Origin of the sequence: Wolbachia endosymbiont (group B) of Xanthorhoe designata (assembly GCF_964028585.1) — a bacterium.
Lineage (GTDB): Bacteria > Pseudomonadota > Alphaproteobacteria > Rickettsiales > Anaplasmataceae > Wolbachia.
This window is the reverse complement of the sequence record NZ_OZ034794.1, coordinates 565,056-579,749: the sequence shown is the minus strand read 5'-3', so window position 1 is coordinate 579,749 and position 14,694 is coordinate 565,056. Positions and strand designations below refer to the sequence as shown.

Annotated in this window: 11 protein-coding genes; 5 read left to right on the top strand and 6 right to left on the bottom strand. The window is 32.5% G+C overall.

The annotated features are described in order from the left end of the window. Positions 1 to 5 precede the first annotated feature (5 nt). Genes nusB through yidC form a run of 3 tightly spaced genes read right to left on the bottom strand, consistent with a single transcriptional unit; the run spans position 6 to position 2,603 of the window. The gene (gene nusB, locus ABWU64_RS02730; protein WP_108784410.1) at positions 6 to 488 is read right to left on the bottom strand and encodes a transcription antitermination factor NusB; all 483 of its coding nucleotides are present in this window, start codon (positions 486 to 488) and stop codon (positions 6 to 8) included. After that, complete coding sequence (locus ABWU64_RS02725) at positions 488 to 916, bottom strand: 6,7-dimethyl-8-ribityllumazine synthase (protein ID WP_108784409.1); 429 nt, start codon at positions 914 to 916, stop codon at positions 488 to 490. The genes nusB and ABWU64_RS02725 overlap by 1 nt, the downstream gene beginning before the upstream one ends. Continuing rightward, positions 894 to 2,603, bottom strand: coding sequence for a membrane protein insertase YidC (gene yidC, locus ABWU64_RS02720; RefSeq protein WP_341815874.1), 1,710 nt, complete (start codon positions 2,601 to 2,603; stop codon positions 894 to 896). The genes ABWU64_RS02725 and yidC overlap by 23 nt, the downstream gene beginning before the upstream one ends. 134 nt (positions 2,604 to 2,737) lie before the next feature. Here yidC and ABWU64_RS02715 point away from each other — a divergent pair, with 134 nt between their 5' ends. Continuing rightward, the gene (locus ABWU64_RS02715; protein WP_353279820.1) at positions 2,738 to 3,241 is read left to right on the top strand and encodes a TIGR02281 family clan AA aspartic protease; all 504 of its coding nucleotides are present in this window, start codon (positions 2,738 to 2,740) and stop codon (positions 3,239 to 3,241) included. A gap of 5 nt (positions 3,242 to 3,246) precedes the next feature. Here the strand turns inward: ABWU64_RS02715 and secF are convergent, their stop codons facing one another. Both secF and dnaA read right to left on the bottom strand, forming a co-directional pair. Next, positions 3,247 to 4,122, bottom strand: a complete 876-nt coding sequence (gene secF / locus ABWU64_RS02710; RefSeq protein WP_135353063.1) for a protein translocase subunit SecF — start codon at positions 4,120 to 4,122, stop codon at positions 3,247 to 3,249. A 158-nt stretch (positions 4,123 to 4,280) separates the two neighbouring features. Beyond that, the gene (dnaA, locus tag ABWU64_RS02705) at positions 4,281 to 5,663 is read right to left on the bottom strand and encodes a chromosomal replication initiator protein DnaA (RefSeq protein ID WP_353279819.1); all 1,383 of its coding nucleotides are present in this window, start codon (positions 5,661 to 5,663) and stop codon (positions 4,281 to 4,283) included. A gap of 327 nt (positions 5,664 to 5,990) precedes the next feature. Here dnaA and ABWU64_RS02700 point away from each other — a divergent pair, with 327 nt between their 5' ends. Then, positions 5,991 to 6,728, top strand: a complete 738-nt coding sequence (locus ABWU64_RS02700) for a glutamine synthetase (protein WP_015588608.1) — start codon at positions 5,991 to 5,993, stop codon at positions 6,726 to 6,728. A gap of 3 nt (positions 6,729 to 6,731) precedes the next feature. Here the strand turns inward: ABWU64_RS02700 and ABWU64_RS02695 are convergent, their stop codons facing one another. Next, a complete protein-coding gene (locus ABWU64_RS02695; RefSeq protein ID WP_353279818.1) occupies positions 6,732 to 7,484 on the bottom strand; it encodes a hypothetical protein in 753 nt (250 codons plus the stop codon). A 161-nt stretch (positions 7,485 to 7,645) separates the two neighbouring features. Here ABWU64_RS02695 and ABWU64_RS02690 point away from each other — a divergent pair, with 161 nt between their 5' ends. The 3 genes from ABWU64_RS02690 to infB all read left to right on the top strand — a co-directional run bounded on the left by ABWU64_RS02690 (position 7,646) and on the right by infB (position 14,690). Continuing rightward, positions 7,646 to 10,720, top strand: a complete 3,075-nt coding sequence (locus tag ABWU64_RS02690; protein ID WP_353279817.1) for an efflux RND transporter permease subunit — start codon at positions 7,646 to 7,648, stop codon at positions 10,718 to 10,720. Positions 10,721 to 10,807: 87 nt separating this feature from the next. Continuing rightward, the gene (gene nusA / locus ABWU64_RS02685; RefSeq protein ID WP_353279816.1) at positions 10,808 to 12,361 is read left to right on the top strand and encodes a transcription termination factor NusA; all 1,554 of its coding nucleotides are present in this window, start codon (positions 10,808 to 10,810) and stop codon (positions 12,359 to 12,361) included. A gap of 7 nt (positions 12,362 to 12,368) precedes the next feature. Then, positions 12,369 to 14,690: a translation initiation factor IF-2 gene (infB, locus tag ABWU64_RS02680; protein ID WP_015588605.1), complete on the top strand. Its 2,322-nt coding sequence runs from the start codon at positions 12,369 to 12,371 to the stop codon at positions 14,688 to 14,690. The last annotated feature ends 4 nt before the right edge of the window (positions 14,691 to 14,694 follow it).

The window sequence follows — 14,694 nt, the reverse complement described above, 5'->3', positions numbered from 1 at the left end:
ATTTGCTAAGGATTTTTATTTAGTCTGACTGCATCCTTTACCTTATCTAACAACCCATTAATAAAGCCAATTTTGTTTGGAGCATCAAGTAAATCAGATGCAATGTTAGTATATTCATTAATAACAATTGGTGCTGGTGTATCAAAATCAATTAACTCACATACTGCAATACGCAAAATAGATAAGCTTATAAGATTTAATCGTGAAAGTGACCAGCTTGGGTGTAAATAAGACTCTATTATTTTATCATATTCTTCACTGCTTTTTATAACCTTACATAACAAGTTTTCTAAGAACTGATGTTCAAATTCTTCACATTCAAATATATCTTTCAACGTACTTATGTAGTCCTTAAGCTCACAATTTTCCAATTTAAAAGTGCTTTTGTTGTAACTTACAAAAATATTTGAATAAGCAATTTGTACAGCAAGAAATCTTGCCGTACTTCTTTTTATGCGCCACTTTTTATCTATTGGTTTTTCCTCCATTATTTTAATTTATTGTGTAGATCTATCATATGCAAAACAGTTGAGGCTGCATGACCACCAACGTTCTTTTTATTTTTGTCAGCTCTAATTAGTGCTTTATCTTTGCTGTCAGCGGTAATTACGCCTATACCAAGGGGTATTGCATAATGCATAATAACTTCATTTAAGCCTTCAATTACTCCTTTACAAACGTATTTATAATGATCAGTTTCACCGCGAATCACGCACCCAAGAGCTAAATAACCGTCATAATTAGCATTCTTGCTTTTTACTGCAAAGAGAATTGTAGCTGGTATCTCAAATGCACCAGGAACTTCAATTATGTCATAGCTTGCATGACTTTCTTTTAATCTATCGACTGCACCTTCAAGCAAAAGGTTCGCTATTTCGGTATAATAAATTGAATTAACTATTAGTATTTTCGACATTTATCCCGACTTTTCTTGTTAAGAAGAACTTTATTAAGTATTGTTGAACCAGAGTTATAATATTACTAAATATCCAATATATTACCAGGCCGGCAGGAAAAGAAGAAAAAATAAAGACAGAAATGTAAGGTAAAAACTTCATAACATTTACTTGAATATCATCTTTACTGGTTTGATCTTTCTCACTTAGCTTCTGCTGAATTATCATGGTAGCGCCAAAAATTATAGGTAAAATGCCTATAGAAATAGGAAAGTTATAATTAAATAACCCAAATAATGTAAAAATGTTTGTTGGATCAGAAGCTGAAAGATCCTTAATCCATAAATAAAAAGGGGCGTGTCTCATCTCTATAGTAACAAATAATACTTTATACAGAGCAAAAAATACTGGTATTTGTATGAGCATAGGGAAAATGCTCGACATTGGATTTACATTGTTTCTCTTGAACAACGCAATTGTCTCTTTGTGCTGCTTTAAGCTGTCATTTTTGTACAACTCTTTTATACGAGTTAATTCAGGCTGCAGGCTTTTCACCTTGAACATCGAAATATATGATCTATTAGATAAGGGAAGCATTAAAAGTTTGATTACTAAAGTTAGCAATAATATTGCTAAGCCAAAATTTTTCAAAACAAAGTTAAAATATTCAAGCAGTAAAAACACCGGCTTGGTTATAAAATAAAGAACACCAAAATCTACAGCCTTATCAAACAAAGGTATATTGAGAGTGTCTTTATAAGAATCAAGTAAATTCAATTTCTTTGCCCCAGCAAAAAAGTAGTTCAGAGTAGAAGCACTTGTACCAGGGAGTATGTGTGTGTAAGGTCTAACAAAATCTGCTTGAAACTTATCAATGTTATTAACATTCGTGTGTTTAATGCTCACATTTATTTTATCTGATTTCTCAGGTATGATGGCTGTAAGCCAGTATTTATCAGCAAAACCAAACCAACTTTTTTCACTCGTGCTTGCCTTTATTAAACGCTTCTTAGAAATATCCTTATATGTCCACTCCTCTAGCTTATTGTTAAATGCACCTAGTACTCCTTCATGTGATATCCAATAGGATTCATTAATATTATCACGTTTACGATTGATTTTACCATAGGGAACCAAAACTACATTATCTTTTGTATTGTTTTCAATAATTTGCTCAACTTTAAACATGTAGTTATCGTCAAGGCTAATTTTCATTCTAAATAAAATGCCATTTCCATTATTCCAAAATAAATTGACCTCTTTTTGATTGAGTTTATCTGCTTGCCATACTGTTTTATAATCTGGAACTTTAATCTTTTCATTCGGATCGAGCCACCCAAATTCTGCGAAATATACATCTTTTGATTCTGCAGGTGACAGTAACACCACTTGTGAAGAAGAAGAACTCGGTTCTAAGTGGTAGTTAGTTAAGATTAAGTCATCAAACCTTGCGCCTTTCAGAGAAATTGATCCTTCAAGCATGTTATTGGTTAAATTAACTCTCTGTTCTCTAGTAGAATTAATAATTTCAGAACGATTTTGGTATATCATAGGAGCAAGGTCGTTAGAAGATTCGATATGTTCAATATTTTCAATCGATGGTTGTCTTTGGCTCGTGTTAAGAAAATTATCATAAATAATATGCCATGATACTATAATCAATATAGAAAGAATTGTTGCTAAAATTAAATTTTTTGCTTCTGACATGAAATTAAATCGAACATACCTCCTTAAAGTATATATTAAATATTGTACTAAAACAATAAGATTTACTTATTTTTAATAATAGCTTTTAACGCTAATCTTAAAAATTTACTCTTATAGCTTCAAATTTTAATAATATGAATGCAGCAAAAAATCTAGTTATTTGGCTACTGATAATAGTCATTACTGCAATGTTTATTGATTCACAAGGAGATAAACTAAGCAATAGGTTTCTGAGCACTTTTCTACCGTACACAGGAAGGGTTCAAAATGGCGGAAGTATTGAATTTACAAAGTCATACGATGGACACTTTTATATTCAAGCTCAAGTCAATGATCGTAATATAACGTTTTTGCTTGATACCGGAGCAACTGATATTGTTCTATCGCAAAAAGATGCGTTACATGCTGGTATTAACTTACAAAACATTCAAGATTTTAAAATATATGAAACTGCAAAAGGTCAAATAAAAGCTGGTGTTGTTCACATCCCTCAAGTTAAAATAGGAAATTTTTTAATTAATGATGTGCGCGCTAGTGTTAATACTCACTCTATGTCCCATTCATTACTTGGCATGAGCTTTTTGAGATATTTTCATTTTACTATTAGGGATAATAAGTTGATATTATATCGTAGTTAAACGTTCTATACTCTACTTATCAACGCTCTGCAGGTCAATATAGGAGCAGAGATAAATATTGCGGAACAGGTGCCGATTGCAATGCCAAAAGAAATGATTAAGCAGAAGTCTCTGACCATACCTGTACAAATCAGCACTAAAGGAAGAGCGGCAAGAAGAGTAGTACCTGAAGTTAACATAGTTCGAAATAGCGTCGAATTAATGCTGGCATCAACTACTTCACCTATTTTTGCATTTTTTCCACTTTTTTGATACTCTCGAATCCGATCATATATAACCACTGAGTTATTGATTGAGTAGCCAATTACGGTAAGGAGAGCTGCAACTGATGAAATATTAAACTCAATACTCGTTAAACTGATAAAGCCAAGAGTTAAAATCACATCATGGATCAGTGCCATTATTCCACCAAGTCCACACTGCCAGTTAAATCTAAGCCAAACATAAAAAAATATTCCAATAATTGCAATTAACATGGCTGATATCCCTTCAAATATCTGCGTTGAGCCTATTTGTGGACCAACATAATCTATTTTGCGATAAGTTACTAAATTACCTAATTTGCTTTCTAATATACTTTTAACCTTTTTAATTTTATCTTCATCTCCTTCATCTTTAAACCGCACAACTAAGTTATCACCAGCTTTTGAACTCTGTATCGTAAATCCACTCTCTTTTAGTATACTGAGAATAGCATCATCCTTGCTTGAAGATTTTATCTCTATCAAAATTCCACCTGTAAAGTCTATACCCAAATTCATTCCACGCAGCATAAAAGTAAGCATTGAAAAAATGATAAGAATAACGCTAACAAGTGCTGTCAAATTTCTATATTTACTAAATTTTATATCAAGATTATCTGGAATAAGTCTAATTGCCATATTTCCTACTTAAATTATGATTTTATATACTTTTTAAGCAATCGACTAGCTATTTTCTCTTAGCTTATACTAATAATGATCTTTGATTTACTTAATCTACTTGAAAAAGATATTTGATCAAAAAAAATGAAAACAGTCTGGTTGTCATTAATAAAGTGCTACTTAAACATCTTTTTTAATCGATTGATTTCATCAGCAAATTTTGGATCAGTTCTTATGAAATTTTCCACTTGTTTGACTGCGTGTATAACAGTAGCATGATCTCTACCACCAAAATTTCTTCCAATATCTGGCAAACTTTTTTGCGTAAACTTCTTTGCGAAATACATAGCTATTTGTCTCGGCCTCGCAAGACTACGGAGCCTTCTATTAGATTGCATATCTGCAATCTTTATATTGAAAAATTCAGCTATTTTTTTCTGTATTTCTTCTATTGTGATTGACCTATGATTTGACCTAAGAAGATCAATCAGGGTCTCACTAGCTGATTCTACTGTCATGCTTCTTCCAATTAACGAGGTATGAGCAACCTTATTTAATGCTCCTTCTAGTTCTCTTATATTGGATTTTATATTCCTTGCCAAAAATTCTAGGACATCCTTTGGAACATACATATTCATTCGTTCCACTTTCGCCTGCAATATACCAAGTCTTAATTCAAAAGTTGTTTCATTAATATCTGCAACTAATCCCCAACCAAGTCGTGATTTTATTCTTTCTTCTACTCCATCAAGATCACTAGGAGACCTATCAGCTGATATAACCAATTGTTTATTTTGGTCTATCAATGCATTGAAAGTGTGAAAAAATTCTTCTTGTGTACTATCTTTACCACTGATAAATTGCACATCATCTACCATCAATACATCTACTGATCTAAATTGCTCTTTAAATAACATAATATCTTTGCTCCGCAGCGCCGTAATATATTGATACATAAATTTCTCTGCTGATAAATATACCACTTTTCTTTTTGCTGACGGAGAATTGACTATGTCCCAAGCTATAGCATGCATTAAATGTGTTTTACCAAGTCCCACTCCACCATATAGAAATAAAGGGTTGCTTCCTGATATTGGATCTATAGATTCCGCTACACGCTTTGCCGCTGTAAATGCTAACTCATTTGACTTTCCTACCACAAAATTATCAAAAGTGAATCTGGTATCTAGTGGTGAACCAAGATTATGATTATTTTCCTCTCTATTTTTTAGTATCGTATTAGAATTTGAATTTCTTTCTTCAATTAATTGAATATCAATAGAACATACACTTTGATCTTCGCTTTGCCATAATGATAATATTTTTTCCATGTAGTGAACTGCAATCCACTCCTTTATAAATCTTGTTGGTACAGACAACAAAACTTCTCCATTTCTGTTGCTGATAAACCTTAGTGAACTCAGCCAGCTGTTATATGTTGCTTCTCCATAGAGATTATGGAGATAATTTTGGATTTTTTCCCAAGTAACATTGTGGTCCGTTACTGTAATAATCTGATCAAAAAACATAGTAGAAACCTTAGGGTTAATTAAGCTCATATACCACACCAAGAAAGAACAATAATCAGAAAGATGCAAGATAATCAATAGCTTACTGCAAGATAAAAAGCTAACACTACTTAATACATACTTAAAATTATGTAGATTTTTTGACGAGTTGTAAAGAGTATAAAAGCACTAAAATTGATCATTTTTTTGAAATAAAAACAATCAATTTGTAAATGTCGCTTGTACCGAGGGTTAGAAGTATGTTATTAAAAAAATAGTAATATATTATGTATAAATAAGATATTAAATTTACTGATAAATAAGTAAAGTACTCGCATAAATATAGCTAATTTAGTATAAATTTATTAAAGCAAATTTATGATTATATTAAGTAATTTGAGTCATAATACTGTATTCGGTATTGAACTGGAGTTTTACACTGAGGGAATAAAAAAAGAATATTTATTTCTGAATAGCATCAAAAATAAAATAGCTTCTCTTGGATTTTTTTGTGAGAAAGAGAGTTCTTTAAACCAATATGAGATAAAAAGTGACTGTTATACGAGCTCTGATAATTTAATTATGCATTTTGAGTTGGCAAAACAATTACTTACTGAAGTAGCACAAAAACTTGGGGGAAATGTTTCTTTTAAAGCAAAGCCTTATCTGGATAGAGCAGGCAGTGCATTAAATGTGCATGTTAACCTTATGAATTCAAATAACGATAACTTATTTTACAGCAGCAAACAAAAATATAGTGACCACCTGATTCACAGCATAGGTGGACTATGTGCAATGATGAAAAAACATATGTTGTTTTTTGCTCCAAATGATGATTCGTATTTAAGATTTCAGTACCCAGATATTCATACTCCAACGACGATTAGTTGGGGAGTGAATAACAGAACTGCTGCAATAAGAATCCCCTATTTTGGCAACGATTCCAAAAGATGCCGCCTAGAGCACCGTGTTCCTGGAGCAGATTGTAACCTTGAAAAAGTACTCACAGCAATAATTGAAGGTATAGTTTTTGGTATAGAGAACAAAATTGCTCCGCCAAATAGAGTGTATGGGATTGCATCTGATCCTCAATATAAGATGGAGAGTTTGATATAGCAACTACCTGTTAAACCCTAACCCATTAAACTCCTTTGAGGTAATTGGCCATTCTAGCACTTTCCTCACATCATTATTTACATTCCCATACCGTAATAGCAAGTCTGCAGCAGATAGTTTCTGCGTACTTTTAGACTTAGGCCCTATATTGGGAAGGTTGCTTGGTGGCTGCTCAGGAAGTGGATTACCAGATACATCCATGTGTTCAGGAAGAGATTTCATCTGATTCTTTATAGAGCTAGAGCTATTTTGTGTAAGAGTTTTATCATCTGGCATGCCAAGAATAATTTTCTCAGGCACTACCATAGTTTTTGTATAATCAACAGGATTACTATTTTCAGCATCTATAGTTACATGAATTGGTTCGCCAAACGCATTTATAGGGCCACCAAGTGATCCTTTCTCCATGCGTTCTTGTGCTCTTTTCCTTATTATTTCTTCTTCTAACTCAGTTTCAGTTCTTTCTGGTTCTTTTACGGTATCTTTTTCTTCACCTTCATCAACACTGATATACCCTTCATCTTCTGAAACTTTATCTCCTGAAACACCAGTAATTTCAGCAGGCTGTTCTTTTTTAGTTCTTATTTTATGAATCAGCAAAAGTAATAAGTAAGTAACTGCAGCAGCAGTAACTATAATGGCTATTTTTGCAGCAATGTGAATCACTGTCAAAAACACCAAGGTTGATGAAAGCCCAATCAACCCAGATACGATCACTTTATTCTTGCCTTCTGTCACACTTAGAAGTGCTACCATAATAATCCCTCAAATACCATACTAAAGTTATATTATATAGAAATTTTCTTACGCTTGCAAAACTGTAAAAATTTTAATCATTTACATAAAGACATATAAGGATTAATTAATATATAATTTATCTTAGCTATAATATGATATAAATACGTATAATGTTTGGCATGAAAAGCTTACTTGTAGAGAGGAATAGAATAGTAATATTATTGCTTATCGTGATTTTTACCTTCGGCTCATACACTTATATAAAGATGCCAAGAGAAAGCAATCCTGATATACAGATTCCTATAATTAGTGTATTTGTCGGGTTTCCTGGTATTTCTGTCGAGGATAGTGAAAAGCTATTAGTGCTTCCTATAGAAAATGAACTAAGATCCATCGAAGGTGTAAAAGAATTGAGAGCTTTTGCAACTAATGATGGTGCTCACATGATAATCGAATTTAGAACAGAGTATAATAATAAAGAAGTGCTCGATAATGTCCGTTCAAAGCTTTTAAACATAAAATCAAAATTACCTATTGAAGCAGAATCTCCGATAATCAATGAAATAGACTTGAGCTTATTTCCGATACTAAACGTTGGCTTGATTGGTAATTTGCCGGAAAGAGCTTTAACTGAAATAGCACGCAAACTAAAGAAAGAAATAGAAGCTCTGCCAAATGTTCTTAAAGTTGAAGTAGCAGGTATGCGTAAAGAAACAGTGGAAGTTATAATTGAGCCCACAGTTCTAACAAAATATAACATTCAATCAAATGAGATATTTCAAGCTATATCACACAACAACAGATTGGTAGGAGTCGGATCACTAGAAAATGATACCGGTAAATATTCGATTAAAATATCAGGGTTATTAAAAGATATAGAAGATATTATGAATATTCCTATTAGATCTCAAAGTGATGCAGTTTTGAGAATCAAAGATATAGCAAAAGTATACCTTGGGTTTGAGGATCACCAAGGATTTGCTCGTATTAATGGACTACCTAGCATTGTACTAGAAATTTCAAAACGTAATGGAAAAAACATAATAGACACGGTAAATCAAGTAAAATACTTAATGGACAAAGCAAAAGATCAATTACCTGAAAATTTAAAAGTAGTTTATTTGAATGACCAGTCAAAAAATGTACGTGATGTGCTTGACGACTTGGAAAATGGTATAATATTTGCCGTATTACTAATATTAACCATAATGATGCTCTTTATGGGAACAAGGGCTGCTATTCTTGTTGCACTATCAATACCTGGCTCCTTTCTCATAGGAATAATGGCTCTTTACCTAATGGGTATTACTCTAAATATAGTTGTGCTCTTCAGTCTAATTATGGCAGTTGGCATGCTGGTTGATGATGCAATTGTAATCAGCGAATATGCTGATAGAAAGATGATTTGTGGCATGGATAAAGTAGAAGCCTTTTGCACCTCAGTTCATGATATGTTCTATCCAGTTTTATCATCAACATTGACTAAATTAGCAGTGTTTTTCCCTCTGTTACTCTGGCCCGATACAGTCGGTAAATTTATGCAGTACATACCAATTACAATAATTCTAACTTTAACTGGATCGCTAATTATGGCTTTGGTTTTTATACCAACACTTGGTGCAATATTTGGTAAACCTTCAATAACTTCAAAAAAAGAAATAATAAGAATGAGTGCTATAGAAAGTGGTGAGGTAAAAAATACTGGGCTTATAATAAGAACTTATGTACGTATGTTAGAGAAAGTCTTAGATCACCCCAAAAAATTTGTATGTGTTATTGTATGTGTTTTATTTTTGTCTAGTATATTATATTTTACTTTTGGTCCTGGATTAAAGTTCTTTCCAAATGTAGATTCAGATAACATTTTAATCAGCGTTAAAGTAAAAGAAAGCTTATCAGCCAAAGAACGAGATTTGATACTTAAGAAAGTAGAAGAACGTATTTTGGGTGTTGAAAAAGAAATTTATGTTTTTTATGCTCGATCAGGAAAATTTTCAGACAACGTTATTGCCAAAATTCAATTGGAACTTGTAGATTGGCGCTGCAGGCGCAAAGCTAAGCAAATACTAAATGATATAAGGAGCAGTGTGCAAAACATAAAAGGAGTAATAATTGATGTACAGGAACAAAAGTCAGGACCATCAGCTGACAAGCCAATACAAATTAACTTAAGCGGAAGTGCATCCAACTTGAATTCAGTAGCAGAGAAAATCCTAAAAATTATGGACCAACCTTCATCTGGATTTATAAATATTCAAGATAGTAGATCAGCACCTGAAATAGAGTGGAATATGAGTATTGATAAGAGTAAGGCTACAAGCTCTGGAGTAAGTGTTGCAACCATCGGTGATTTTATAAAGATGGTTACAAATGGAGTATTAATTGGAAAATATAGACCAAATAACGCAGATGAAGAAATTGATATTGTACTACGTTTTCCCAGAAAGAATCGCAACATGAAAACTATAGATAACCTTTTTATTAACACAGCAAATGGACCATATTCTATGAGTAGCATAGTGAAATATGTTCCCGAAAAAAAGGCAAATAAACTAAGTAGGATTGATGGATCACGCACAGTAATAATCTCTGCTGACGTTGATACTGGCTATCTTATTGATGAAAGAGTTAAGTTCATTCAAAATTCGATTACTCAAGACTGTAGTAAAGGAGTAAAGATTAATTTCAAAGGTGACAAGGAAGATCAACAGAAATCAGGAGCATTTTTATTAAAGGCTTTTATATTAGCAATTACATTGATGATATTGGTGCTAGTGGCACAGTTTAACAACATATACTATACATTTATCGTAATGACAGCAGTGTTTTTATCAACAACATGTGTATTTTTCATTTTCTTTCTTATTCAGAAAGTTTTTGTAGTTGTCATGTGTGGAGTGGGGATAATTGCTTTAGCAGGAATTATAGTGAATAATAATATACTATTGCTTGATGCCTTTCATCAGCAAATTAAGGTGCGCAAAAATAACATTAAGCAATGTATAATAAACGCTTCAATTTCTCGAATAAGACCAATACTACTTACCGTTGCAACTACAGTTCTTGGTTTAATACCGATGATTACTAGGTTAAATATCAGTTTTTTTACGCTACAAATCACATATGATGCTCCATCAAGCCAGTGGTGGGTTGATATTTCAGCAACCATAGCAAGTGGAATATTGGCTGCAACGGTCTTAACTTTATTCTTTACTCCGGCATTGCTTATCATACAAAGACATGAAAAAACTTGACTTAAATTAGCAATCATTCAACATTTAAGATAGCGTTCTTTACATGTTGAAGCTATAATTATAACTAATTAAATTGGATTTATTTATATGATTGCTAATCGTAAAAGCAGTGTTAAGCAGAAAAGCAACAAGAATAACATAGTTGGAAGCCTTGATGTAATAAAAACAGCGGGAGAGCTCTCACTTCAAAAAGGTTTGGATTTTAATATTATAATAAATGCACTTAAAAGTGCTATCGAAGCAGTAGCTCAACAAAAGTATGGTAGCAAAAGTAAAATTGTAGTTAATATAGATAGAAACACAGGCAAAGTTACCTCATATAGACAACTAAAAGTCATTAATGATGAATCAAATGAAAATGAGTGTGACTTAATTAAGTTGACACAAGCTAAGTTAATAAAAGAAGATGCAAAAGTTGGAGATACTATTAGTGAGTTGATTTCTCTTAACACTGATCTTGTTTCAGCAAGAATTGCCCAGCAAAAGATTTCTGAAATAATCAAAGATGAAGAGTTAAAAAAGCAATATGAGGAATTTAAAGACAAGGTAGGAGAAATGAGGTATGGCATCGTTAAACAAGTAGAATATTCAGATCTTATTATAGACATAAACGGAATTGGAGCATACCTTCCTTTACGAAACTTAATTGGTGGTGAGTCATTTCGTGAAGGCGATAAGGTTAAAGCTTACATACAGGCTGTTAAGCGCTCTGACGATGGACGTCAAATCATTCTTTCTAGGGCTCATGAAGGCTTTTTAGAGGCATTGTTGAATCAAGAAGTACCAGAAGTTGCTGACGGATTGATAACAATTAAAGGTATAGCTAGAGACGCTGGTTCAAGATCTAAAGTTGCTGTTTTTTCATCTGATAAGAATATCGATCCAGTAGGTGCTTGCGTTGGAGTTAAAGGAGATAGAATAAAAACTATTATACACGAATTAAACGGTGAAAAAATCGACGTCATACATTACTCATCAGATTTGGGTCGATTTGTTATTAAAGCCATTACTCCTGCAGAAGTATCAAAGGTCATTATTGACGAAAATGAAAATTGTATAGAGTTAATAGTTGCTGAAGATCAATTGAGTTTAGCTATAGGAAAAAAGGGTCAGAATGTAAGATTAGCTTCAGAGCTTGTTGGATGGAAAATTGAGATATTAAGCACTCAGCAAGAATCAGAAAGAAGAAATAAAGAATTTAGTCAATGTTCAGTTTTATTTGCTGAAGCTTTAAACTTAGAAGAGATTATGGGCCAATTATTGGTAACAGAAGGTTTTTCAAGTGTAGAAGATATATCTAACACTTCAATTAAGGAACTTGCTTCAATAGAGGGCTTCAATGAAGATATTGCAAATGAACTTCATAATAGAGCAAATAATTACCTGAAAGCAGAGAATGATAGAAAAATAGAAGAGCTAAAAAATTTAGGTATGGAAGACGATGTAATCAACTTAGCCTTATCAATAGATAATAAAATTGCTCTTAGTAAACATAATATTAAAACTTTAGAGGACATAGCAGATTTATCAAATTATGAGTTTTGTAGCATACTCTCTTCCTCAACTAACAATAAAGACAATCTAAAAGATACAGCAGATTTAATAATCATAGAAGCACGCAAAAAGCTTGGATTAATATAAAAACAATATGAATAATGAAGATATCAGTAATAAAAAATTAACCCTACAAGGCTTAAGCAAGCTTAAATTAGACATTAATTTAAACTCTTTAGATAGTCAAAGTACTGGTACTACAATAGTAAAAAAAAGAAGAAAAATTCATTCTGCAGAAGAATATAGTTTATTTGACGAGAGTAAATTAGGCTCTTTAACTGAAAAAGAACAAATTTCCCGCATTAATGCTGTACAGAATGCTACTTTGCTGAAAGAAAGGAATCAGAGAGAACAAGAAGAGAAAATAAAAAAAGAAGAAAGCAATCAAGAAGCTGAAGATAAAAATGAATCACACTCTGTACCTAAAGAAATAAATAAGGAAGTTTTAAGTAATACTAACTCAGTTGAACAAAAAGAAGATAGTATTGAACATGAGAACAATGATAAAAAGTCTTTTAAAGCTAGCAAAGATATATACTCCAAGCATTCTAAGCTAGTAATTACACAGGCAATAGATGAAAGAAATGCACACCTCCCTGTATTTAAGCAAAAATTTGGTATAAGAAGTAAACAATCAAAGTTTACTAAGGGTAAAAATATAGCAAGAGAAGTTATTATACCAGACAAAATAACTATCAGGGAATTATCTATTCGTATGGCAGAAGATAGCAAAAGTGTGTTAAAAATGTTTAAAGAAGAAGTTGGTGAGAATTATAGAGTAGATGATACAGTAGATCCAGATATAGCATGTGAAATAGCAAAAAAATTTAATCATACGGCTAAACGAGTAAGTGATGCTGATAAAGAAAAGAATTTACTCTTCATAAGCAACAGAGAAAACTTACCTAAAAGACTCAAACCACCTATCGTTACTTTTATGGGACATGTCGATCATGGTAAAACATCATTACTCGATGCATTTCGTGAATCCAATGTTGCAGAAAGAGAGTCAGGTGGCATCACTCAACACATAGGTGCTTATCAATTAACGACAAAAAATAAGCAAAAAATTACCTTCATTGATACACCAGGGCATGAAGCGTTTACTGCAATGCGTGCACGTGGTGCCAATATTACTAATATAGTTGTAATAGTAGTTGCAGCTGATGATGGAATCATGAAACAAACAGTTGAAGCAATAAACCATGCAAAAGCAGCAAATGTCTCTATTATAGTTGCCATTAATAAAATTGATAAATCACAACCTGGCGATGTAGAAAGAATAATTAATAGTTTGCCTCAGTATGACCTCATCCCCGAAGAACTTGGTGGTGATGTTATAATTGTGCCAGTATCAGCAAAAAAGAAAATCAACTTAGATAAACTAGAAGAGGCAATTTTATTAATTGCTGAATTAATGACGCTAGAAGGAATAGAGGATTGTCGAGCACTTGGATGGGTAATAGAGTCCAAAATAGATAAAGCTAAAGGAATATCAGCTACATTAATAGTTGAAGAAGGAACATTAAAGATTGGTGACATATTGATAGTTGGTACAACATACAGCAAAGTACGCAGTATGATTAATCACCTTGGTCAAAGAGAAAAAGCGGCACTACCTTCTACTCCAGTTGAAGTTACTGGTTTAAATGGTGTACCAAATGCTGGAGATAAATTTGTTGTTGTAAACTCTGAAAGGCAGGCTCGTGAAATTGTTGAATACAGGTTAGAATTAATCAAGAAAAAGCAAGAAGATTTAGACGACAGTAATTTAGATATATTCAGTCGTAATAATAGTGAAACAGAAGAACTATCTGTAGTTTTAAAGTGCGATGTAACTGGTTCTATTGAAGCAATATCAAGTTCAATTGATAAGCTTGGTAAAGACCAAGTAAAATTAAATATTCTACACAAAGCAGTAGGAGGAGTAACAGATTCAGATGTGCTGCTTGCAGAAGCATCAAGCGCAGTAATTTTAGCCTTTAATGTAAAAGTGGATTCAAAAATAAGAGAATTAGCAAAACAAAAAGGTATAGAAATACATACTTACAATATAATATATGAGCTTATTGAAGACATGAGGATGTATCTAACTAAAATGTTAAAGCCTGTTACACGAGAGGTTCGTGTTGGTTCTGCATCTGTAAGGCAAATATTTAATGCATCCAAAGCCGGTAATATAATCGGATGTTATGTCACTGATGGAGTTATAAAAAAAGACTCTTTAATTAAGGTAGTACGTGGCAGCAAATTGGTGCATGAAGGAAAGTTAAAAGCACTACGTAGATTTAAAGATGACGTTAAAGAAGTAGGTGTAAACTTTGAATGCGGAATATCGCTAGAGGGTAATATCGATATTAAAGTTGGAGATATTTTGGAAGCTTATCAATTAGTGCAAGAAGAAAGGACGTTATAGTAGT